The sequence below is a fragment of the Bacteroidia bacterium genome, assembly GCA_020852255.1.
Classification (GTDB): Bacteria; Bacteroidota; Bacteroidia; order JADZBD01; family JADZBD01; genus JADZBD01.
Window position 1 is genome coordinate 59,738 of sequence record JADZBD010000002.1, and the last position, 22,370, is coordinate 82,107.

Here is a 22,370-nt window from a genome sequence, read left to right on the forward strand (position 1 = left end):
TGAGAATGAATTCAGCGGGATCAGTTCGCCTTCACAAATTTAGCTACGGCCTTTTGTCCGTTTGCAACCACTGCCACAAAGTAGGTTCCGCGGGCAAGATCACTCACGTCCAGATCCTGGATATATGATCCGGCAGACATCTTTCCGAGCTCTATCAGTTTCACACGTTTACCGCTCAGGTTATAAACTTCTATGTGCGCTTCACCGCTTCCCGGCATAAAGAAGCTCACCTGACCCTGTTCACTCATAGGATTAGGGAATACTTTCACGCTGGACTTAAACACATTAACCGCATTGCCGCCGAAGGGAGAAGGCTCCACACTCATGGGCTGAAGAAGGGTATTGCTGGAATAAATTCCACGACCATGTGTACCCACCCATAATTGTCCGGTATTGCTGACAACCCAGTTACGGGCCGTTTGCTGACGGATCATGAGCGTAGGCACATTAGCCATGCCGTTGATCTCCTTGGTCCAGGTGGGAGAAGAAGCAGAAATATTATTAGTGGTCCAGGTGCCGAATTCTGTAGCAATAATGGCTGCATTGGCGTTAACCATATCCACTACCACATCATAAACCGGCATTGCGGGCAGGTTGCCCTGGCGCGAAGCAAATTTGGTAGGATTGCTGCTGCCGGTACTGATCACCGCAATGCGTGCCGTGTCGCAGATATAAACGTGAGTTCCGCCGGTATAACCCCCGGTGGTAACAACCAGGCGATCATTATTATTGGGATCTACCCCAAGTCCGGTGATAGCGGTATTGGAGAAGTGTCCGAGGCGGGTTGTTCGTACAATGCAATCGGTATTGCCTCCGGAAGCGGAGTCCACATCGGCATTGCCGGCAGAGTCAACCACCGTATTCAGGTTATCAATTCGATAAACATGTCCGCTGGAGGTTCCCACATAAAGATGATCTCCGGTGTTGCTCCAGCACATGGTCTGGATTTCGCCTCCAAATGCCGGACTCAGGATATTTCCCTGCAGTGTACGGCTCTGCCCACCCCCGATTTTAATCCATTCAGGGCTGGTTGCAAAGTTCAGCGGATGACGGATCAGATAACATGCTCCGGTAAAACCAACCGCGAGTTTGGAGACCACAGGATCAAGGATTCTAAGTGTATCACCCGGATTAATAGTTCCGGACACAATATGGTTAACAGGGAAATTAGCAGAGTTGGAATTCAGCACCAGGAGATCTCCATTCGTATAACGCAGGGAGTAATCCACATTAATTACTGCATTGGCCGAAGGTACGCTGGCAAAAGTTACGGTGCATGCGCCCGTAATATAATTGATGGTATTCACCCCGGAAGTATTGATGCTTCCCACCAGTCCGCCGGATCCGTTATCGGTCACTGTCTGGCTGCCAACCGTGATGGTTACAGAATTAGGAACGATTTCCGCAGAAGCCTGCGGGAAAGGAAGGGTGGTATTATACTGGGCATTGATTCCGTCGGCTGAACCTACAACAAAAGACATTGGTGCGTTCACGAAAGTGATGGAATCAACCGCATTGGGATCATTAAGGTTTTCATAAAGTACGAAAGGAGTAACAAAGGATGCGAAAGGCGGAGTGCCAAGGGCTGCATTACCTCCCACACGTGCGTTATAAAATGTTCCCATGGACTGGCCGTAGTTCGATGAACGATACACGGCTCCGTAATACGAACCGGAGAACATGGCTGCAGGATTAACAAAGGAGATTTCGGAATAGGCTCCGTCGCCCCCTGAAACTTCATCAGCGGAGAAATAGTTATTTCCCGTGTGATCTACATACTGCGTTCCGTTGTCCTGCGTTCCGCCCATGTATTCATTTCCGGATTTAGACATTGCCACGGAATAGAACTGGGTAACATTGTAACCGTTGTTCATGGGCTGGAAAGTCAGTCCTCCGTCCATCGTACGGAAAACACCACCGTCGCATCCTATGTAGAAAATATTTCCATTGCCCGGCCGGAATACAATCTCATGCTTGTCGGCGTGAACGTACCAGGGGTTAAAAGGACTCTCGATCTGGCTATCGGCCAGATTCCATTGTCCGCCATAGGGAGGATTCGAAAGCGTTTCTTCGTAGGTCCAAAGTTCAACACCACCAAGAACGATCTTATTCTTATTGCCCGGGTAAACCGCAATAGCGCAGTCGTATCGTCCCTGGCTGCCGCCGAAAGGCTGGAAGGTAGATGAACTGCCGCCCGGACCGATCAGGTACCATGTAGTTCCTGCATCTTTGGAAACATACACACCGTGCAATAAGCCTGAGGTTTTAACCACACAGGCATACACGTAATTAGGATCATCCGGCGAATAAGCCAGTGTAGTTCTGGAGTGGGTTACACTTGGAAGCTGATTCCCTCCGGTAGAAATACTGGTAAAGGTTCCGGGATCTCCATTGGGAGAAAGGTAGACCTTGCCGGCATAGGACACAATCACCTGTCCGCTTGTAGAAACCGCCACATCCGTTACTTCTCCATTGGCGGGAGAGGTGATCCCGGCTGTCCAGGTAGCTCCACCATCACTGGTGATCATCAGTCCCTCCGAAGTTCCCGCATAAATGCGGTCGGCCAGGGTGGGGGAGGCAGCCATATCATTGACCGCTGCCCAAACGATGTTGGGGTTATTAGGAGTAGTGGCAGACACGATTCTGTTGAAAGTAGCTCCGTTGTCGGTAGACTTCCATACACCTGATCCGACCATTCCACCCGCTCCGGTTCCCATGAGATAATAAAGACCCTCACCGGTACCAAAGTAGATATCGCCGTCGGCTCCTTGTGTGATAGAAGACACGCACATGTTCACCATCGTATCCTTGTAGATGGCCCAGTTGGTACCACCGTTTTCAGATATCCAGAGTCCGCCGGCAACTCCCCCGGCGTAGATCTTTGCCGGATTGTTCCGGTCAATCAGAAGCGCACGCGTACGGCCACCCACGTTGCTGGGTCCCATTTCAGACCACTGAAGATTCAGCGGCGCTGTGAAAATGGAATTACCTGCCGGCCGGTTGGCATCTATAGATGCCTGTACCATATTGGCATAGTTCAGTGTATTCGTATTCGCATCCTTCCTCAGGTTGAAGAACCATTGAACACTGCCCTGATAGGATTGGTCGTAGGCTGCCTGATTGAGGCCATCAGCACCGCTCCGCGGAGCAAAACGTGCAGACTGATCCATAAGAGCCGAGGACACTACCAATGCCGCAGAACCGGCGATTGCAAGGCCTAGCACAGAGAAAAGAATACCTTTCGTTCTCATGACGTATTTATTTAAAGTTAAGGGGACGCTTACCGAAATTCATAATCCGGCAAATATAACCGGCCGGGCCATACAAAGATAATATTCAAAACCCTTTTTTTCAAAAAAAATGAGGCAGGATTCCGGCAAATCAAACTACGTGCTTTTCAGCATGATAGGAAGACCGGACAAGCGGGCCGGATTCCACGTGGCGGAACCCTTTTTCGAGAGCCACCCGGCGAAATAATGCAAACTGCTCAGGCTTAATGAATTCCCTGACCGGCAGGTGCTTGGAGGAAGGGGAAAGGTATTGCCCCAGGGTGAGCACATCACATTCCACCGACCGGAGATCATCCATTGTTTCATAAACCTCTTCAGTGGTTTCACCCAATCCCAACATGATTCCGGATTTGGTTTTGAGACCTGCTGCTTTAGCCTTTGCCAGGACTTCCAGGCTGCGGTCAAATTTCGCCTGAATTCTCACCTGCCTGGTGAGTCTTCGGACTGTTTCCAGATTATGAGAAAGGAGGTCTGGACCCGCGTTTAGTACAAAGGCGAGGTTATCCCATTTCCCGGCAAAGTCGGGAATAAGAGTTTCAAATTTTGTCTCCGGACTTTCCTGCCGGATGGCCTCAATTGTTTTAACCCAGATGGCCGCTCCGCCGTCGGGCAGATCATCCCTGTCAACGGAAGTGATCACACAGTGCCGGATATTCATAATTCTGACGGAGGCTGCTACCCGAGCGGGTTCCTGTTCGTCCACCGGAAAAGGGCGCCCGGTGGCTACAGCACAAAAACCGCAGGAGCGCGTACAAACATTACCCAGGATCATAAAGGTGGCCGTGCCTGCGCCCCAGCATTCGCCCATATTCGGACAGTTCCCGCTTTCACAAATCGTGTGCAGCTTGTGCTTATCTACCAGGGATCGAACCTTCAGATATTGAGGACCGGTGGGCAACTTTACTTTCAGCCATTCCGGTTTGGAAATACCTTGTTGCCTAAGCTGCTCAGGGGTTACACTATCGCTCATGAGAATAAAAGGTCAGAACCAGCGCCGGCCCCAGGTAAAGCTGAGGTAAAAAGTAACATAAGCAGACCGGTTATGTTCGTTGGCCATGATGGGAATAACTTTCGGATAAAGATCGAAGCAAACGCCTGTTTCGAGGGAGCGGATCTCATCGTCGAGGTCGGCATGTTCGAAATTCAGGCCGAGTTTGGCGTTGGCACCAACATAGGCTTTGATTTCACCAAAACCTTTAAAATAGGGTTCCCGTCCGTAAATATCTTCCTTGCGGTGAAGTTCGGGATCGTATTTTTCAGTAGAAACAATGTACTCATTCGGAAGGCCGGTGGGATCCGGTTTTAGAATCTGAAGATAGACCGGTTTGGCCATCGCAAAAGAAGCGGCGAGGAACGTAACGAGATTCACTTCCACTCCCCTCCTCTGCTGTTTCCCGAAAAGTTGAAAATACGTTCCGACTCCCGGGCGGATCATATGAACAACATTCAGTTTGCCGTAGAAATAACCTTTGGAATGATCGAAACGTTCATTTACCGTACGCACTTCTTTGGGATGCTTGTAGCTGGCAATTTCCAGTTCGAAGATGCCCCGTTTGAAGCCGGTGATATGTCTTCCCCGGCGGAAATTGAGCCCGAAACCGTTGGTATGTGCAAAAACACTGAATGAAAAATCGTTCTTATAAAGCAGTTGAACGTCCTGCTCCCCAATGGGGTTAAACCCTCCGGCGGTATTCTGCTCTTTCTCCTGTCCCATGAAAAACAAGGGGAAAAACACGGCAGCCAGAAAGAAGAATATCTTTGAAACGCAGAACATGGTAACGAACAAATATACACAATATAAACCTAAGTATCAGAACGGATGAAAACATCAAAAATTGTTTATACAGGCGGTCTCCGGACGAAGGCGATCCACCTGAAATCGCAGCAGGAGATCATCACCGATGCACCGGTGGATAATAACGGAAAGGGGGAGGCATTTTCTCCGACCGATCTGATGAGTACTTCACTGGGATGCTGCATGGTGACGATCATGGGAATTCTGGCAGAGCGAAAAGGATGGAATATTGAGGGAACCGAACTGGAGATCACGAAAATTATGGGAACAGAACCGAGGAGGGTAACCGGTATCCGGGTGGAGATCAGCGTGCCGGCGCGTAGTTTTTCGGAGAAGGAGAAGCAGATGCTGGAGAATGCGGCGAAAACCTGTCCTGTTGCATTCAGCCTGCATCCTGAACTTGAGCAGGACATCAGCTTCGTTTGGGTAAAATAAAAATCCCGGACCGACCGGTCCGGGATTTCAGGTATTTAACCTTTTCAGGCTTTATGCTGGGAAGAGGGGGCATCCTGGTGGGCACCTACTCTCTTGTAATTTTTATTCTTACCGTAAGCGTCACAATTTCCTTTGCCACATGATACAAGTACCAGGGCAGAGATAGAGAGGATGGCCAGCGCTTTCTTCATGATGTGTTTTTTAGGGGTTGTTATACGGGTTTGGTGATTTCGTGCTGATTAGCTTTTTTTCCGTAGGCCGGACAACGTTCGTGTGTTTTACATGAAGCAAATGCCATGGTGAACAACGCTGCGATCATTAGGGAAACAAACACTTTTTTCATAAAAAATCTTTTTCTATCCCTGCCATTCATTTTCAGGGTCATTCAATCCAATGCTTGCAAAGATAAATTTTCAGTCGTATAATCCAAATCTGTAATAAGCCTTTATTTATCAACAGCTTTCATGTGAATATGTTGATGTGATAGCTTTGAAGTATGGTAGAGAAACAGGCGGACCCGAAGATTGAGAGCAGCTGGAAAGATCTGTTGCAGGAGGAATTCAGGCGGCCTTCGTTCCTGAAACTGAGGGAGTTCCTCAACGCTGAGAAGAAGCAATTCCCGGTTTATCCTCCTTCTTCTCTGATTTTCAACGCATTCAACCGAACGCCGGTGGATCGTGTAAAGGTGGTGATCATCGGTCAGGACCCTTACCACGGAGCTGGGCAGGCTCATGGTTTAAGCTTTTCGGTTCCTGACGGGGTAAAGTGCCCACCCTCGCTGGTAAACATTTTTAAGGAGTTAAAAAGGGATCTCGGGCTGGAGATTCCCTTTAGCGGGAATCTGGAGAAGTGGGCAGACCGTGGTGTATTGCTGCTCAATGCCACGCTGACCGTGAGGGCAGGAGTTGCGGGCTCCCATCAGAAAAAAGGCTGGGAAGAATTTACGGATAACGTGATCCGCAATCTCTCGGAGCAAGGCAAGGGCATTGTCTTTCTGCTTTGGGGGAATTTTGCGAAACAGAAGATCAGCCTGATCAACACCGACCGGCATTTTATTCTAACGGCTGCGCATCCATCTCCTCTGGCTGGAGGCGCATTCGCCGGGTGCGGTCATTTTTCAGAAGCGAACCGGCTGCTGGAGTCGGCAGGTAAAGAGCCTGTGAACTGGGATCTTAACCCGTGAATTATTATTAATAACCTTTCGGACAAGCAGAAAAGGGGCGCAAAAAAAGAGTAAATTTGTCAAACCCCTTTTTCGGTGCCGGGCAACACCAAATACATTTTTGTAACAGGCGGCGTAACCTCCTCTCTGGGAAAAGGGATCATCGCCGCATCCCTGGCCAAATTACTTCAGGCACGAGGATATTCCGTTACCATTCAGAAGCTGGACCCTTATATCAATGTTGATCCGGGTACATTAAACCCCTACGAGCACGGGGAATGTTATGTTACGGACGACGGAGCGGAGACCGATCTGGATCTGGGCCATTATGAGCGTTTTTTAAACGTTCCCACCTCCCAGGCTAATAACGTAACCACCGGCAGAATTTACCAGAGTGTAATAGAGAAAGAACGTCAGGGCGATTATCTTGGGAAGACGGTGCAGGTGATTCCCCATATTACCGATGAGATCAAACGATGGATACGGCTGGTGGGAAAAACTGGAAACAAGGAGTTTGTTATTTCCGAGATCGGCGGAACGGTGGGAGACATTGAATCGCTTCCATATATTGAAGCAGTACGTCAGTTGAAGTGGGAACTGGGGAAGGATTGCCTCGTTATCCATTTGACGCTGATCCCATATCTTAAGGCATCGGGTGAACTAAAAACCAAACCCACACAGCACAGTGTAAAAGTGCTGCTCGAATACGGAATTCAGCCCGACATTCTGGTATGCCGGACGGAGCATCCGCTCTCCGCGGAACTGAAAAAGAAAGTGGCTTTATTCTGTAATGTTGAAACCGGGTCGGTGATTGAGGCCATTGATGCTTCTTCCATTTACGAGGTGCCTGTGTTTATGGAAAAAGAACAACTGGATCTGGCCGTACTGAAAAAACTGAGTTTGCCGGCCGCGGAGAATATTGATCTTGGGAGCTGGAAAGATTTTCTTCACCGTTTGAAAAACCCCCGTTCCGAAGTAAAAATCGGCCTGATCGGAAAATATATTGAGCTCAAGGATTCCTATAAATCGATTGCGGAAGCCTTTACCCATGCCGGCGCCATGAATGAATGCAAGGTGCGGATCGAATGGATTCATTCCGAATCACTCACGGAAGATAATGTAGAGGAGAAACTCAAGGGCCTTAAAGGCATCCTGGTGGCACCCGGCTTCGGGCAGCGCGGAATTGAAGGAAAGATCAGTGCGATCCGGTATGCCCGTGAGCAAAAAATTCCATTCCTCGGAATATGCCTTGGCATGCAGTGCGCAGTGATCGAGTTTGCGCGTAACGTGCTGGGATTCCGGGATGCCAATTCCACGGAAATGAATCCCGGTACCACCAACCCGGTCATCGATTTGCTGGAGGCGCAGAAAAAAATCACACATAAAGGAGGAACCATGCGTTTGGGTGCCTACCCCTGCAAAGTGGTTCCCAATACCCGCATCTCGGAAGTTTACCGCAAAGCCGGCGAGATTTCGGAAAGGCATCGCCACCGTTACGAATTCAACAATGAATACCTTGCAGACTTCGAAAAAAACGGAATGATTGCCAGCGGAATCAATCCGGAAAGCGGCCTGGTGGAAGCGGTGGAACTCAGGGATCACCCCTGGTTCATCGGGGTCCAGTTTCACCCTGAGTACAGGAGTACCGTGCTTAATCCGCATCCGCTTTTCGTTCACTTTGTAAAAGCCGCCATCCAGGTTACCTCTCTGCAGGCCACCGCCTGATCCTCCCCTGTTTATTGGTTTTTTTTGGCTAGCTTTGCCCACTTTTTTATGCAGGGCCTCGATAAAAATTCCATTTTAGGTATATTGATCATCGGTATCATTCTGTTCGGATGGTTGTATTATTCTACTCCTTCCACCGACGAGTTACAGAAACAGAAACGCTACCAGGACTCACTGGCGCTTCTTGAAACCAAACTTACTCCCCCCGACACTGTACAGCAGAAAGTGAACGATACCACCCTGGTGGCATCCGCTGAACCCGACTCCGCTGCGCTGGCAAAACAGGACTCCCTTGTACGCGCAAACAAGGCAGAAACCTTTGGCAGCTTCGCCGGAAGCACCGAAGGCAAAGAAGAATTCCTGACCATTGAAAATGATTTTATGGTCCTTACCCTTTCTACCAGGGGCGGAAGGATCACCGATGTACAATTGAAAGAATACCTGACGTGGAAGAAAACGCCGCTTCACCTTTTTACAAAAGACTCCTCCTATTTCGGACTGGAACTGGTTACAGATAAGTCACAATTCAATACGAATGACCTTTACTTTACTCCCTCCGGCCCCTCCTTCAAGGTGACCGGCAATGAGAGTAAATCCTTTTCCATGACACTTCAAGCCGGAGAAGGCAAGCATCTCAGGTACACCTACACATTGAAAGGGAACGACCACCTCTTAGGATTCGACATTCAGCTCAAGGGGATGGAAACGGTGATCCCGAAAAATCAGGGATTGATTGATCTGCATTGGAAACAGGCCACACCCTGGCTGGAAAAAGATCTCAAAACCCAGAAACAATACACCACGGTCTATTTCAAATACCCGGAAGAGAAGTCAGATTATCTGAGTGAAAGTTCGGATGACAGCCTGAGCCTGGGCGCGCCTGCAGAATGGGTCGCCTTCAAGCAGCAATTCTTCTCCTCTATTCTGGTACCTGCGTCACCTTTCGATAAACAGGGGGCGTTTGTGTCTTCTTATTCAGGAATTGACAGTGCGGGAGTTAAAAAACTCAGTGCGGTGCTTCCCATTGCGTATAAGCACCAGCCGATCGAGGATTTCAAAATGCAGTTCTATTTCGGTCCGAATCACCACAAGCTGCTGGAGAGTTACGAAAAGGGGTTTGAATCGGTCATACCGCTGGGATGGGGAATTTTCGGATGGGTGAATGAGTTCCTTGTGATACCGATTTTCAATTTCTTTGATGGTTTCGGGTGGAATTACGGTTTGATCATTCTGCTGCTGACTATCATCCTCAAGATACTTCTCTTTCCCATCGCGTACCGCACCTATTTGTCCTCCGCCAAGATGCGGGTGCTTCGCCCTGAACTCAGCGAGATCACCAAAAAATTTGAAGGTAAAAGCCCAATGGAAAAACAGCAGGCCCAGATGGCGCTGTATAAAAAAGCCGGCGTAAATCCATTATCAGGCTGCATTCCCGTTTTGCTGCAGCTTCCTATCCTCTTCGCGCTGGTAAAGTTTTTTCCTGCGTCTATCGAATTACGCCAGCAGGGGTTTCTATGGGCCGATGACCTTTCTACGTACGACAGCGTGTGGGATTTTGGTGTGATTCCTGTGATTCACACCGTCTACGGTGATCATATGAGCCTGTTCGCAATTCTGATGACAGTTTCCACCTTGCTGTACACTTATTCCAACTCCCAGCTGATGGGACAAAACGAACAGATGCCGGGGATGAAGTACATGATCTACATTATGCCCGTCATGTTTCTACCCTTCATGAATAATTTCTCAGCCGGACTGAGTTACTATTATTTCCTTGCCAACATGATCACATTCGGGCAAACCTGGGCCATGCGGTTTGTAGTAGACGAGAAAAAACTCCATGCCCGCATCGAAGAGAATAAAAAGAAGCCTGTGAAGCAGTCGAAATGGCAGAAGCGGCTGGAAGACATGCAGCGCCAGCGCCCGGGATCCACGCGCAAGAAGTGATTATTTATTTCCCAGTACGATAAACAAATAGGTAACGGCGATCGGAGAAACGATGATGGTGGCATCGAAGCGGTCGAGTATTCCACCATGCCCCGGCAAAACATTTCCTGAATCTTTAACTCCGGCCCGTCGTTTCATCCGTGATTCCACCAGGTCGCCCAGGGTAGCCGCAGGTGCTACGATCAACGCGAGCCCCATCCAATGCAAAGCGGAAAGCTGAGGAAAAAAGAACGAAAGAATATAAGCAGAAGCAACGCAGAGCAGTGCGCCGCCAATGGTTCCCTCCCAGGTTTTCTTAGGAGATATCCGTTCCAGCAATTTTCTCCGGCCGAACGCTCTGCCGCTGAGGTAGGCAAATGTATCGTTAGCCCATACAAGGATCAGGGTACCCAGAAACAGCGGATAGAATTCATCCCATGGTCCGAACAGATCCGATCCATAGAGCAGTGTCCAGGAAGAGAGAAAAAGGGTGCTGTACAGCATTCCCTGCGGAATCACGCCAAAAATAGTATCACTCCGGCGATCTGATATAAAAAGACTTACGATCATCACCAAAGCGGCAAGCGCAAGCACCGCACTGATGCTGAATAGAACAACACGGGTATCTGCTTCCCGTAAAAAAACGAAAGAATAAGCGAAGAGAAAAAAAAGAAAGCCTGATAAAAAAAGAAGCGGGATCCGGAAACGCGGAGCAATCCGGTCCTTGTTCATCAAAAGGAATTCATTCAGGCCCATTAGCGAAGCAAAAAAAAGCAGGGCGAAAAAAGTATAAAATGAATGCCAGGCGGCCAGCACTACTGTGGCTACAAAAGCGGCACCGGTTAACGCTCTTACCAGTATCTCTGACATTTTCAGTTCCGGTCAATAAGGATCACATAGATTTCCTTCGGACCGTGAGCCCCCTGTACCAGCGTTTTTTCAATATCCGCGGTACGGCTCGGGCCAGCGATGGAAGAGATCATGGAAGGCAGTTCGCCCTTATACCGCTCCCGGATTAACTTTAATCCATCCTTCATATTCATAACAATCTGGTCGGTGAACGCAATCACCAGATGATAGTGCGGATACACGGGCAATCTCCGTCCGCTTGCCTGTTTGCTGCTGATCAGTACCGCACCCAGGCGGGCTACGAGGCACTCGCAACCTGTAATTCCAACATTGGATGATATCAGATCCTTCTCCTCGCTGGCAATGGTAAGTCCGGAAGAGAATAGCAGTTCATGAATGAACTGGTCGGAGGAAAACAATCCGGTCCAGCCGTTTTCATTAACCAAATTGCGCACGACCTCTGCCGCATCGGTAGTGTTTTCGCAAAACAGGAATTTTCCGTTGAGGGCGGTAAACTGCCGGGCAAAAACCTCCTCCGGCGATTCCGGAGGAATAACATAAATTTCCGATTCAATATCCAGGTTTGCGGGATTCTCCGGAACGCCCTGAATCAAAGCTGCCCGCACCTTTTTCAGTATCTTTTCCCTGGATTTGGAATCTTCCATGAATCAAAAAAGGGTTGGGTTGGGGCCGTCCTTAACAGGCTCTTCCTGTTTTGTTTCACTGTCCGGATCTTTTTTCGGAACGGAATGCGTTTCACCGTTCTTCTTCTCTATTTCAGGCAGAAGAATCTCCGCTTTATAGAAAGGTCGTTTTCCGAAAATGGTTTCAAGGTCCTCTTTGAAAATCACCTCCTTCTCCAGCAACTGGTTTGCAAGTTGCGTGAGTTTATCCTTATTCGAGGCGAGAAGCTGTTTGGTCCGGTTGTACGCTTTCTCAATCAATTTGCTCACTTCCTCATCTATTGTCTGGGCCGTTTTTTCGGAATATGGTTTCTGGAATCCGAACTCAGTCTGTCCGGATGAATCATAGAAACTGATATTGCCCAGTTTCTCATTCAGTCCGTAATACACCACCATGGCGTATGCCTGCTTGGTGATTTTCTCAAGGTCGCTGAGGGCTCCGGTGGAAATTTTACCAAAGGCGATCTCTTCGGCGGCACGACCACCCAGGGCTGCACACATTTCATCAAAGAGTTGTTCAGTGGTGGTGATCTGACGCTCTTCCGGGAGGTACCATGCCGCTCCGAGCGAACGGCCGCGGGGAACGATGGTAACTTTTACGAGTGGAGACGCGTGCTCCACCAGCCAGGAGACAGTAGCATGTCCGGCTTCATGAAACGCTATGACTTGCTTTTCCTCTTTTGTGACAATTTTATTCTTCTTCTCCAGTCCGCCAACGATCCGGTCAACGGCATCAAGGAAGTCCTGTTTATCCACTTTATTTTTCTCTTTACGGGCAGCGATCAGTGCTGCTTCATTACAGATATTAGCAATATCTGCGCCGGAGAATCCGGGTGTTTGGCGGGCCAAAAAGTCAATATCAACACTGGTATCAAGTTTGAGCGGCCGCAAATGCACTTTAAAAATTTCTCTTCGTTCGATCAGGTCGGGCATATCCACAAAAATCTGCCGGTCGAAACGTCCGGGTCGCAGCAGAGCCCGGTCGAGTATATCGGCCCGGTTGGTGGCGGCAAGAATGATCACTCCGCTGTTTGTTCCAAAGCCGTCCATTTCCGTGAGGAGCTGGTTCAGCGTATTTTCTCTTTCATCATTCGCCCCATGGGAAACGCTGCGCCCGCGCGCGCGCCCGATGGCATCAATCTCATCAATAAAAATGATACAAGGTGCCTTTTCTTTTGCCTGACGAAAGAGATCACGCACACGGGAGGCGCCCACACCCACAAACATTTCCACAAAATCAGATCCTGAGAGAGAAAAGAAGGGCACCTTGGCCTCCCCGGCTACTGCTTTTGCCAACAGGGTTTTCCCGGTACCGGGGGGTCCCACGAGCAATGCGCCTTTAGGAATTTTGGCTCCCAGAACAGTGTATTTTTTGGGATTCTTTAAAAAGTCAACGATCTCTTTGAGTTCGACCTTGGCTCCGTCGAGACCTGCCACATCATTGAAGTTGATCTGAACGTTGGTATCCTTATCGAAGAGCTGGGCTTTAGATTTTCCGATATTAAAAATCTGACCCGGGCCGCCTCCGGAAGGGCCGCTCATACGCCGCATGATAAAGACCCAGAATAAAACGATCAGAATAATAGGAAGTATCCACCCCAGGTGATCACCGAACTCCACCCGCTCACGGTCGGCAGGAATGATGCGGCTTTCCTGGGCAATATCCTGCTGGAACTCCTCCACTGAAGCCATGAAGTTTCCCACCTCAGGGATCCGGTAATAGTAGTGCGGTCCCCGGTTCGCTTTCACTTCCGCATGAGCCTTTTCAGATACGAGGTAAGACGTTTTGATAAAAATTTCCGCCTCCCGCTTATTGATGATATCTATTTTGTCTACCTGCTGGTTGCGCAGCAGTTCAGATACTTTCTGGAGAGAAATTTCCTTCGGTGTACCTTTAAAGTCAAGGAAACTAAGCCCCAGGAGCAACACCACCAGGATCACGTAGATCCAGTAGAAATTAATACTGTTTTTAGGTAGTTGCGGTTTCTTTGGGAGCTTGTCTTTGATCCCTTTATATTGCCCCTTTTGCTGACCCTGCCTGTTCTCGCTGTTCTCGCTCATGTTCCTTCAGTTCTTGATATGGGAAATCCCTGCGTCAGCCCAAAGAGATTCCAGGTTATAAAATGCCCGTGGCTCCGGCTGAAAAACATGGGCCACAACAGAGCCGTAATCGAGAAGAATCCATTCCGCATTTTCATGCCCTTCCGAATGCCAGGGTTTCTCTCCGGTTTCCTTTTTAACTTCCTCTTCAATAGCATCTGCAATGGCCTCTACCTGTGTACGAGAATTGCCCTGACAAATAATAAAAAAGTCGCAAACCGACGTGTTAATCCCACGAAGATCCATTACCACTATATCCGTCCCTTTCTTCTCCCGTATTCCGTCTGCAACGGCTGAAGCCAAAAGCTCCGAAGGATCTTTGGTTTTTTTCACTACCCGGGGCTTCGTGCGCCCCCGGCTTGCTTTTTTTACTACTTTTTTTGCCATACTGCTTGTATCAAAGTTAGTCAAATTTACCCAACAAAAGCCTTAATTTTAGGGACTTCCACGTCCTATGTCGACTCTCTTCTTTGGTCATTTTCATATTCATCTGGATTCTACCGACTCCACCAATTCGCATGCCATGCGTTTGCTGGAAAATGAGGAAATCCCGGAAGGGGGCATTGTAAGTGCCGGTGTACAGACGGCGGGTCGCGGGCAAAGGGGCTCACAATGGGAAAGTTTTCCCAATGAAAACCTGCTTTTCACATTGTTATTGAAGCCTGCCTTTTTGGGGATCGGCGAGCAGATGATGCTCACTCTTTTTGCCTCACTCGGCATCTGCAGCTACGTGACAAGCCGTCTGAAGAATACTGATAAAGTAGCAGGTGTGCGGATAAAATGGCCGAATGACATTTATTACGGGGACCGGAAACTGGCAGGTATTCTGATTGAAAATCAGATTTCAGGCACATCAGTCAGGCATTCCCTTACCGGAATCGGATTGAACCTCAACTCCCGGATGAGCGAGATGCCCTTTCCTTCCGTTTCGCTCCGGGAGATCACCGGAAAGCTTTATGATGTTCGTACAGAGCTGACAGAGCTGGCAGGTCACCTGGAAAGTTATTACCTGCGCCTGCGGTCGCAGCACTACGGTGATCTGAGGGAAAAATATCATTCTCTGCTTTACCGCAAAGACGAACCACAACGGTTCCGCAGCGGAACATGCGACTGGACGGGGATTATACGGGGAATCACTGATACCGGATTACTCCTGGTGGAGCGGGAAGGAAAGCTGGAGACATTTGCCCATAAGGAACTGATATTCCTTATCTGATCTCTTTCATTTTTGATGCGAGAATATTAAAAAAGTTCGAGAGCGGTTTTTCCACCATCATTCGCATCATAGGGTTCATATCGGATTCAAAAATAAGTTGTCCGCGGCTATGACTTCCGTTGGCAGAGATCACCGCATTCAGTGTGAAAGAGAAAGGGATCTTTCCACCATGCGACACAATCGAAATGCGCTCGTTGGGCACCCGTTCGGTGATCTTCATTCCGATGGTGGCCATACCGTTAATCACAAAAGAGCACTCATCCGCACTTGCCTTCCAGTCGGTGACCTGCGGAGGCATCATTTTCCCGAAATTGCTGAAGTCGGAGAGAAAGACGAACACGTTCTCTTGTGAATTCTCAATATCTACGACCTGACTTTCGATCTTCATGTATCACTTTTTTCCCCAGCCGGAAGGATCATCCCGCCATGCCTTCAGGGATTTTAGCTGTTTATCTGTTACATAGCCGGATGCCAGCGCCTGCTGCATCAGGATCTCATAACCGCAGAGCGTAACGAGTTCACACTTCGACTTTTTAAAATTATCCGAAGCGGCTTTGAAGCCATAGGTAAAGATAGCGCTCATGCCTTTGACTTCGCAGCCTGCCTGCCGCAGGGCATCCACTGCCTTGAGGCTGCTGCTGCCTGTAGATACCAGGTCTTCGATCACCACTACCGACTGACCCTTGACCACATCACCCTCGATCAGATTCTCCATGCCATGCTTTTTGGGCTCCGGCCGGACGTAGATGAACGGCAGACCCATATCCTGTGCCACCAGCGCTCCATGCGCAATGGCTCCTGTGGCCACACCCGCTATGACATCCACCTTTCCGATGCGCTCATTGATTACATTTACAAATTGCTGGCGGATATACGTGCGGATCTTGGGATAAGACAGGGTCTTCCTGTTATCACAATAGATCGGTGAAAGCCACCCGGAGGCCCATGTAAAGGGTTTGTCAGGTTGTAAACGAATTGCTTTGATTTGGAGCAAAAATTCAGCAATTTTAAGCGCTGATTCCGTTTGATGGATCATACTCCAAATATAACGGGAAACAAGGCACCACGTTCTAATGATAAAAATTTTTCTTCAGGACCGATCCATGACCATCGTCAGGGATGCACCCCGGACGGCTCCCGGCAAAGGAGTTCTGATGGTTCATTCCGACTCGGTGGGAACCACATTGCAGGCTTTCCGTGCCTTTGAGCACAATCACTTGCTGGAAAACATGCTCTTGATTCATCCGAATCCCATTTCGCATATCGGGGAATTGAAGGAGCGGATGAAAACGGTGATTGCCGCAGGAGGTATTGTGCAGAACGCGAACGGAGAATTGCTGATGATATTCCGAAAAGGCAAATGGGATCTGCCGAAGGGAAAGCTGGAACCCGGCGAATCACCGGATGCGGGGGCCGTTAGGGAGGTAATGGAAGAATGCGGTGTGCCCCTGCCGGAAACAGAAGGATTCTTCGGCCGGACATATCACGTGTATAATGAAAAAGAAGAGCCGATTCTGAAAGAAACCTGGTGGTTTAAAATGAAGTTGCAAAATTCTCCGGCTCTGCACGCGCAAAAGGAAGAAGGAATCACAGAGGCAGTTTGGGCAGATGAAAAAACGGTAACAGAGCGAATGCCGTTTTGTTACGGCGCGATCGGAGATTTGCTGAAACACTGGATGGAAAGAAACAGGCAGTAGCCGCTACAACGGAATCTACCAGCCGGAAGCCAGTACATCGGCGAGGTGCATGACTTTCAGCGGCTTTTCCTGTTTTTTAAGGTAACCTTCCAGGTGAAGAAGGCAGGAAAGATCCGTTGAGATCAGGTAATCGGCACCGGTGGCCAACGCATTGGAACATTTCTGCTCCGCCATGCCAACGGCAATGGGTTCGAATTTTACAGAGAAAGTGCCGCCGAATCCGCAGCAGGTTTCTGTATCCGCCATTTCGATCAGGTCAAGTCCCTGCACTTTTGATAACAGCAGCCGCGGCTCGTTCTTGATTCGTACTTCGCGCAGCGCACTGCAGGCATCATGGTAGGTTGCTTTTCCTTCAAACTTTGCTCCAAAATCCGTGAACTTTAACACATTCACAAGAAAGTCCGAAAGTTCAAATATGTTTTTCTGTAATTGTCTGCATTCGTTGTGCAATACCGAATTATTAAACATTTCCGGGTAATAATTCTTCACCATTCCCACGCAGGAAGCTGAAGGAGCAACAACATAACGATCGTTCTGGAATTCCCGGATAAACTTCTCCCCTACCGCCTTGCATTCATCCCAGTAACCTGAGTTGAAAGCAGGCTGTCCGCAGCAGGTCTGCTCCGGGTTATAATTTACAACACACCCTGCCTTTTCAAGCACTTTGACCATATTAAAGGCCGTTTGCGGATAAAACTGATCTATGAAGCAGGGAATGAATATATCTACGATCATACCGGGGGGGCGTATTCTGGATGCGAATATACGAAGGAACAGGGGCTTTTACTGATTTTTTGACATTGAAACCCTTAACAGCAGTAAAAACCCAACTACGAAAAAAAGTATCAGTGCCAGCACTGCACTTCTCATATCCCAGAATTGTTCGATGAGCGCAAAAACCGCCATTCCGCAAACAGTACACAGTTTATCGGTTACATCAAAGAAGCTGAAAAAAGAAGCATGATCCTCTGTATCCGGCAGTAGTTTGGAGTAAGTGGAACGTGACATCGCCTGTATTCCTCCCATCACAAAACCTACGAGGCCGGCCACCACGTAAAACTGAACGGCGCTGCTCACAAAATAAGCTGCAACACAAACCAGTATCCATATCAGCACAGCGGCGCTCAGCGTGAAAACATTGCCCTTGACCGCCGACAACCTGGAAAATCCAACAGCCCCGATGATGGCCACAAACTGCAGAATAAGAATTGTAGTGATGAGCTGGGAAGAAGAGAGATTCAGGACCTTGGAGCCAAAAAGGGTAGCAACGAGCATGACTGTCTGCACGCCCATATTATACACAAAGAAGGCTGACAGGAACTTCGCCAGGTATTTATGCTTTAGGAGCTGCTTCCGTACCTTCATCAGTTCACGGTATCCGTTCAGCAGGTAATTTCCCGAGGGCGACCGGTTGTACAGATTACCCGGCAGTAATGCGAAAGGAATTTGCGCAAAACCTATCCACCACACACCAACAGAAACAAACGACCAGCGGAGGGCGTCCAGTTGTTCTGATTCCTCCGCCGACATCACATAGACAAGATTGAGGATAAGCAGAATGGCACTTCCGAAATATCCCATTGAGAATCCCCGTGCGCTCACTCTGTCTTGTTGCTCCGGGGCGGCAATTTCCGGAAGGAACGCATTATAAAAGACGAGTCCGCCGTTGAAACCGATATTTGCCAGCATCACTGTTGCAAGACCCAGCGTGATGTTACTGGCAGAAAAGAAATATAAGCCCGCACAGGCCAACGCTCCGATGTAGGTAAAGATCATCAGAAATCCTTTTTTTCGGCCAGAATAATCTGCCACACCGGATAGGAGCGGCGCCAGAATGGCGGTAATCAGATTGGCTGCAGCGAGGGCAAGGGTATAAATCGCTGTGTTCTTGAACTCCATCCCGAAGACCCATACCGTGTCACCGGCTCCGTCTTTCGTAAGGTTTTCATAAAAAATGGGAAAAAGTGCAGCCGTAATAACCAGGGGGTATGATGAATTTGCCCAATCGAAAAATGTCCAGGCGGTAATGATCCTCTTATTTCCTTTAACTTCTGACATCAGAACCAGCGTCGGTAGACCTTAGACTCCTGAAAACGTTTGTAGAATTTCGGAATGGGTGGAGAGAAACGCCAGCCTATAGTAAACTCTCCGTAAAAAAATGTCTGATCCCATAACATATATTTATCTGCTGTTGCCCAGTTATTGCTGTCCCACTTTCCCAAAATTCGAATAAAAAATCTGGGGGCATTATACCCGAAGGCCGCCCTGGCGTCCTGACTCCAGCCCATTTTACCAAGATCAGCGATCTCTCCTTCACGCGAGGAGTAATACTGCCGCTGCAGATCAAACATTCCGTTCAGTGAAAGATTCAGGAACCATCGTTTGCGGACCACAAAATTTACAGAGCCTCCGCCACCAAGACTCAGCCCGCTGGTTTGAAGATTATTCCAGTTTCCCCATAGCGAGTCATGCACGGAACGCAAGGCAGAAGGGATCAATCCGCTGTCGGACCATGCCCGGTTGGTATAGATCGTTCCCGCCAGCATCCAGCTAAAAGCCGTTTTGAGCTGACGTGCAACAGAGGCATAAGACGATCCGAGGGAAAACTTCCGGTTATTGAACGTATACAGCAATTTAGACTTGAACATAAAAATGGACATACTTGGATCATAATAGAACTGCGCTCCGGAATCCTTCGGGATGTATCCGTACACAGGAACCCCTTCGACGGTATCAATGAATGAATTCTCATCGTAGAAACCCTGGTACTTTTTGATGCTGTTTTCGCTGCGGAATTTCCCTGCGTTAAAGTTCAGCGAAAGACCGCGGTACTCTGTTTTACCTCCCAGGGGATCATTTTTAACGGGATAGCTATAGAAATCAAAACCCACACCCAGGATATCGAAATCAAGACTAAGTCCCAGGGAATGTGCAGAGTTCGCCTTGAACTTGACATCCTTATAATTCAGGAAAGTGTCTTTAAGAAAAACCTCGAAGTGCTTTTCCGACTGGGTGAGTCCGATGACCAGCTTGGTAGGATACTTTGTAATATAATTCGTATCGTATTTCAGGGAATTTACATCCGGGCTAACCGTAACGGAAGGATTTCCGTTCTGGGCAAGACCGGATCCGGAGAGCATACTACCAGCACACAGCAGGCAGAGTATTTTACTGCGGATCATCCTTTGACAGAGGCGCGGATAATATTCAATGCTCCACCAGCTTTGAACCATTCGATCTGTTGGGCATTGTAGCTGTGATTCACTGTGATCTCGTCTTTACTGCCGTCGGAGTGCGTGAAAAGCATTGTAAGCGGTTTTCCGGGAGTAAAAGAAGTGAGTCCGACAATATCAATACTATCGTCTTCTTTTATCTTGTTATAATCCTCTTTGTTTGCAAAGGTGAGTGCCAGCATTCCTTGCTTTTTGAGATTGGTTTCATGGATGCGGGCGAAGGATTTTACCAAAACCGCGCGAACCCCGAGGTGACGCGGCTCCATGGCAGCGTGCTCCCGCGATGAACCTTCTCCATAGTTCTCGTCGCCAACCACCACCGATCCATAACCCGCCGCTTTGTAACTGCGCTGCACTTTAGGAACGCTTTCATACTGTCCGCTGATCTGGTTCTTTACGGAATCTGTTTTCTCATTGAAGAAATTCACCGCACCGATGAGCATATTATTAGAAATATTGTCGAGGTGTCCCCGGTATTTAAGCCAGGGGCCGGCCATTGAGATGTGATCCGTGGTACACTTACCCTTCACTTTGATCAGAAGTTTAAGGCCTGCAAGATTGGCACCTTCCCATGGGCGGAACGGATCCAGCAGCTGAAGGCGATCGGATTTCGGATCTACGATCACCTGAACGCTGGCCCCATCCGCTGCCGGAGCCTGGTATCCTGCATCTTCGACAGCGAATCCTTTCAGTGGCAGCTCATTACCGGATGGCGGATCAAGTTTCACCTGTTTACCTTCTGAATTGGTGAGCGTATCGGTCAGCGGGTTGAATGTCAGGTCACCCGCTATGGCGAGTGCCGTAACCAACTCCGGCGATGCCACAAAAGCATAGGTATTCGGATTTCCGTCGGCCCGTTTCGCGAAATTCCTGTTAAATGAATGCACAATGGTGTTTTTCTCACCCTTACTTGCCCCTGCTCTGTCCCACATGCCAATGCAGGGTCCGCAGGCGTTGGCGAACACATTTGCGCCAATATTATTGAAGGCGGCGATATATCCGTCGCGGTCAATGGTATAGCGAACCAGTTCCGAGCCGGGGGTGATAGTAAACTGAGCCTTTGCTTTTAGCTTTTTGTCCACAGCCTGTTTCGCCAGTGATGCTGCGCGGGAAATATCCTCGTAGGAGGAGTTGGTACATGAACCGATGAGTCCGACCTCTACTTTCAGGGGCCAGCCATTCTTAACGGCCGTTTCCTTCATTTTGGAAATCGGAGTAGCCAGGTCAGGAGTAAAGGGGCCATTGAGATGGGGTTCCAGTTCGGAAAGATTAATTTCCAGCACCTCGTCAAAATATTTTGCCGGCTCTGCATAAACCTCTGCATCTCCCGTAAGGTGTTCTTTCACTTTTGATGCCAGTTCTGCAATGTCTGCCCGGTTGGTAGCACGAAGATAGCGGTCCATGGAAGCATCATATCCAAAGGTGGATGTAGTTGCACCGATCTCAGCGCCCATATTGCAGATCGTTCCTTTTCCGGTGCAGGAAAGCGATTCGGCGCCGGGGCCGAAATACTCCACCACCTTATCTGTTCCACCCTTGACAGTTAGCAAACCTGCGACTTTCAAAATAACGTCCTTTGCAGAGACCCATCCACTCAATTTACCTGTAAGTTTCACGCCGATGAGTTTCGGCATTTTCAGTTCCCAGGGAAGTCCGGCCATTACGTCACATGCATCTGCACCACCCACACCAATGGCGATCATGCCCAGCCCACCTGCGTTCACCGTATGAGACACCGTTCCGATCATCATTCCACCCGGGAAGGCATAATTCTCCAGAATAACCTGGTGAATAATTCCAGCACCCGGCTTCCAGAAACCGATGCCATATTTATTGGATACGGAGGATAGAAAATTATAAACCTCCTGGTTCACCTGAACCGCCCGATCCAGATCCTGACGGGAAGAATCTTTTGCTGTAATAAGGTGGTCGCAGTGCACCGTTGAAGGCACTGCCACTTTCGGACGACCAGCCTGCATAAATTGCAGAAGCGCCATCTGAGCAGTTGCATCCTGCATGGCCACACGATCCGGTTTAAAATCCACATATGACTTCCCGCGCTCGTATGCAGCCTGAGGCAATGCATCAGCAAGGTGAGCGTAAAGTATTTTCTCTGTAAGGGTAAGCGGACGCCCCATACGATTTCGCGCTTCGGCAACGCGTGCAGGCAGGTTTGCGTAAACCTTGGAAATCATGTCTTTGTCGTGAGCCATAAGAATGTTTTTTCTCTATGATAAAGGTAGAAAAATGCTAAAACAG

At 48.9% G+C, this 22,370-nt stretch carries 20 protein-coding genes; 6 read left to right on the forward strand and 14 right to left on the reverse strand.

Annotated elements, in window-relative coordinates:
• Positions 1-20 precede the first annotated feature (20 nt).
• The 3 genes from IT233_01015 to IT233_01025 form a co-directional block, all read right to left on the reverse strand.
• Entirely contained in the window at positions 21-3,251 is a 3,231-nt protein-coding gene (locus IT233_01015; GenBank protein MCC7301198.1) for a T9SS type A sorting domain-containing protein, read from the reverse strand.
• 130 nt (positions 3,252-3,381) lie between these two features.
• Entirely contained in the window at positions 3,382-4,260 is an 879-nt protein-coding gene (lipA, locus tag IT233_01020; protein ID MCC7301199.1) for a lipoyl synthase, read from the reverse strand.
• A gap of 12 nt (positions 4,261-4,272) precedes the next feature.
• The gene (locus IT233_01025; protein MCC7301200.1) at positions 4,273-5,064 is read right to left on the reverse strand and encodes a hypothetical protein; all 792 of its coding nucleotides are present in this window, start codon (positions 5,062-5,064) and stop codon (positions 4,273-4,275) included.
• Positions 5,065-5,109: 45 nt separating this feature from the next.
• Between IT233_01025 and IT233_01030 the strand changes: the two genes are divergently transcribed.
• A complete protein-coding gene (locus IT233_01030) occupies positions 5,110-5,520 on the forward strand; it encodes an OsmC family protein (protein ID MCC7301201.1) in 411 nt (136 codons plus the stop codon).
• A 44-nt stretch (positions 5,521-5,564) separates the two neighbouring features.
• Here the strand turns inward: IT233_01030 and IT233_01035 are convergent, their stop codons facing one another.
• Positions 5,565-5,711 (reverse strand): hypothetical protein, encoded by a 147-nt coding sequence (locus IT233_01035; GenBank protein MCC7301202.1) that lies wholly within the window; start codon positions 5,709-5,711, stop codon positions 5,565-5,567.
• 305 nt (positions 5,712-6,016) lie between these two features.
• Between IT233_01035 and ung the strand changes: the two genes are divergently transcribed.
• From ung to yidC, 3 genes are all read left to right on the forward strand, one after another.
• Entirely contained in the window at positions 6,017-6,703 is a 687-nt protein-coding gene (ung, locus tag IT233_01040) for a uracil-DNA glycosylase (GenBank protein ID MCC7301203.1), read from the forward strand.
• A 75-nt stretch (positions 6,704-6,778) separates the two neighbouring features.
• Positions 6,779-8,407: a CTP synthase gene (locus tag IT233_01045; protein ID MCC7301204.1), complete on the forward strand. Its 1,629-nt coding sequence runs from the start codon at positions 6,779-6,781 to the stop codon at positions 8,405-8,407.
• An 84-nt stretch (positions 8,408-8,491) separates the two neighbouring features.
• Positions 8,492-10,354 (forward strand): membrane protein insertase YidC, encoded by a 1,863-nt coding sequence (gene yidC, locus IT233_01050; protein MCC7301205.1) that lies wholly within the window; start codon positions 8,492-8,494, stop codon positions 10,352-10,354.
• Here the strand turns inward: yidC and IT233_01055 are convergent, their stop codons facing one another.
• From IT233_01055 to rsfS, 4 genes are read right to left on the reverse strand one after another with little or no spacing between them, the layout of a single operon-like run.
• The gene (locus tag IT233_01055; protein ID MCC7301206.1) at positions 10,355-11,203 is read right to left on the reverse strand and encodes a phosphatidate cytidylyltransferase; all 849 of its coding nucleotides are present in this window, start codon (positions 11,201-11,203) and stop codon (positions 10,355-10,357) included.
• A 2-nt stretch (positions 11,204-11,205) separates the two neighbouring features.
• Positions 11,206-11,847 (reverse strand): LUD domain-containing protein, encoded by a 642-nt coding sequence (locus IT233_01060; protein MCC7301207.1) that lies wholly within the window; start codon positions 11,845-11,847, stop codon positions 11,206-11,208.
• Positions 11,848-11,850: 3 nt separating this feature from the next.
• On the reverse strand, positions 11,851-13,926 hold the full coding sequence (gene ftsH / locus IT233_01065; GenBank protein MCC7301208.1) for an ATP-dependent zinc metalloprotease FtsH: 2,076 nt from the start codon (positions 13,924-13,926) through the stop codon (positions 11,851-11,853).
• 6 nt (positions 13,927-13,932) lie between these two features.
• The gene (gene rsfS / locus IT233_01070) at positions 13,933-14,352 is read right to left on the reverse strand and encodes a ribosome silencing factor (protein ID MCC7301209.1); all 420 of its coding nucleotides are present in this window, start codon (positions 14,350-14,352) and stop codon (positions 13,933-13,935) included.
• 67 nt (positions 14,353-14,419) lie between these two features.
• Between rsfS and IT233_01075 the strand changes: the two genes are divergently transcribed.
• Complete coding sequence (locus IT233_01075) at positions 14,420-15,181, forward strand: biotin--[acetyl-CoA-carboxylase] ligase (protein ID MCC7301210.1); 762 nt, start codon at positions 14,420-14,422, stop codon at positions 15,179-15,181.
• Here the strand turns inward: IT233_01075 and IT233_01080 are convergent.
• Positions 15,174-15,569: a hypothetical protein gene (locus tag IT233_01080; protein ID MCC7301211.1), complete on the reverse strand. Its 396-nt coding sequence runs from the start codon at positions 15,567-15,569 to the stop codon at positions 15,174-15,176. The genes IT233_01075 and IT233_01080 overlap by 8 nt on opposite strands.
• 3 nt (positions 15,570-15,572) lie before the next feature.
• Positions 15,573-16,217, reverse strand: a complete 645-nt coding sequence (locus tag IT233_01085; protein MCC7301212.1) for an orotate phosphoribosyltransferase — start codon at positions 16,215-16,217, stop codon at positions 15,573-15,575.
• 37 nt (positions 16,218-16,254) lie between these two features.
• Here IT233_01085 and IT233_01090 point away from each other — a divergent pair, with 37 nt between their 5' ends.
• Positions 16,255-16,878 carry an NUDIX domain-containing protein gene (locus tag IT233_01090; protein MCC7301213.1) on the forward strand — a complete coding sequence of 208 codons (624 nt, stop codon included), beginning with the start codon at positions 16,255-16,257 and terminating at the stop codon, positions 16,876-16,878.
• 15 nt (positions 16,879-16,893) lie between these two features.
• Here the strand turns inward: IT233_01090 and IT233_01095 are convergent, their stop codons facing one another.
• From IT233_01095 to IT233_01110, 4 genes are read right to left on the reverse strand one after another with little or no spacing between them, the layout of a single operon-like run.
• On the reverse strand, positions 16,894-17,613 hold the full coding sequence (locus IT233_01095) for a (Fe-S)-binding protein (protein ID MCC7301214.1): 720 nt from the start codon (positions 17,611-17,613) through the stop codon (positions 16,894-16,896).
• A gap of 48 nt (positions 17,614-17,661) precedes the next feature.
• Positions 17,662-18,936, reverse strand: coding sequence for an MFS transporter (locus tag IT233_01100; GenBank protein MCC7301215.1), 1,275 nt, complete (start codon positions 18,934-18,936; stop codon positions 17,662-17,664).
• Positions 18,936-20,060 (reverse strand): DUF4421 family protein, encoded by a 1,125-nt coding sequence (locus IT233_01105; protein MCC7301216.1) that lies wholly within the window; start codon positions 20,058-20,060, stop codon positions 18,936-18,938. The genes IT233_01100 and IT233_01105 overlap by 1 nt, the downstream gene beginning before the upstream one ends.
• A complete protein-coding gene (locus IT233_01110) occupies positions 20,057-22,324 on the reverse strand; it encodes an aconitate hydratase (GenBank protein ID MCC7301217.1) in 2,268 nt (755 codons plus the stop codon). Before IT233_01110 ends, IT233_01105 begins: the two co-directional genes overlap by 4 nt.
• Positions 22,325-22,370 lie beyond the last annotated feature (46 nt).

Excerpts from the sequence above, each read along its gene's own strand:
- IT233_01100 (MCC7301215.1), bottom strand. The coding sequence starts at position 18,936 with ATGTCAGAAGTTAAAGGAAATAAGAGGATCATTACCGCCTGGACATTT.
- IT233_01090 (MCC7301213.1), top strand. The coding sequence starts at position 16,255 with ATGATAAAAATTTTTCTTCAGGACCGATCCATGACCATCGTCAGGGAT.
- IT233_01075 (MCC7301210.1), top strand. The coding sequence starts at position 14,420 with ATGTCGACTCTCTTCTTTGGTCATTTTCATATTCATCTGGATTCTACC.
- IT233_01035 (MCC7301202.1), bottom strand. The coding sequence starts at position 5,711 with ATGAAGAAAGCGCTGGCCATCCTCTCTATCTCTGCCCTGGTACTTGTA.
- lipA (MCC7301199.1), bottom strand. The coding sequence starts at position 4,260 with ATGAGCGATAGTGTAACCCCTGAGCAGCTTAGGCAACAAGGTATTTCC.
- IT233_01030 (MCC7301201.1), top strand. The coding sequence starts at position 5,110 with ATGAAAACATCAAAAATTGTTTATACAGGCGGTCTCCGGACGAAGGCG.
- IT233_01055 (MCC7301206.1), bottom strand. The coding sequence starts at position 11,203 with ATGTCAGAGATACTGGTAAGAGCGTTAACCGGTGCCGCTTTTGTAGCC.
- IT233_01110 (MCC7301217.1), bottom strand. The coding sequence starts at position 22,324 with ATGGCTCACGACAAAGACATGATTTCCAAGGTTTACGCAAACCTGCCT.
- IT233_01015 (MCC7301198.1), bottom strand. The coding sequence starts at position 3,251 with ATGAGAACGAAAGGTATTCTTTTCTCTGTGCTAGGCCTTGCAATCGCC.
- IT233_01025 (MCC7301200.1), bottom strand. The coding sequence starts at position 5,064 with ATGTTCTGCGTTTCAAAGATATTCTTCTTTCTGGCTGCCGTGTTTTTC.
- ung (MCC7301203.1), top strand. The coding sequence starts at position 6,017 with ATGGTAGAGAAACAGGCGGACCCGAAGATTGAGAGCAGCTGGAAAGAT.
- IT233_01085 (MCC7301212.1), bottom strand. The coding sequence starts at position 16,217 with ATGATCCATCAAACGGAATCAGCGCTTAAAATTGCTGAATTTTTGCTC.
- rsfS (MCC7301209.1), bottom strand. The coding sequence starts at position 14,352 with ATGGCAAAAAAAGTAGTAAAAAAAGCAAGCCGGGGGCGCACGAAGCCC.
- IT233_01095 (MCC7301214.1), bottom strand. The coding sequence starts at position 17,613 with ATGATCGTAGATATATTCATTCCCTGCTTCATAGATCAGTTTTATCCG.
- IT233_01080 (MCC7301211.1), bottom strand. The coding sequence starts at position 15,569 with ATGAAGATCGAAAGTCAGGTCGTAGATATTGAGAATTCACAAGAGAAC.
- ftsH (MCC7301208.1), bottom strand. The coding sequence starts at position 13,926 with ATGAGCGAGAACAGCGAGAACAGGCAGGGTCAGCAAAAGGGGCAATAT.
- IT233_01060 (MCC7301207.1), bottom strand. The coding sequence starts at position 11,847 with ATGGAAGATTCCAAATCCAGGGAAAAGATACTGAAAAAGGTGCGGGCA.
- IT233_01105 (MCC7301216.1), bottom strand. The coding sequence starts at position 20,060 with ATGATCCGCAGTAAAATACTCTGCCTGCTGTGTGCTGGTAGTATGCTC.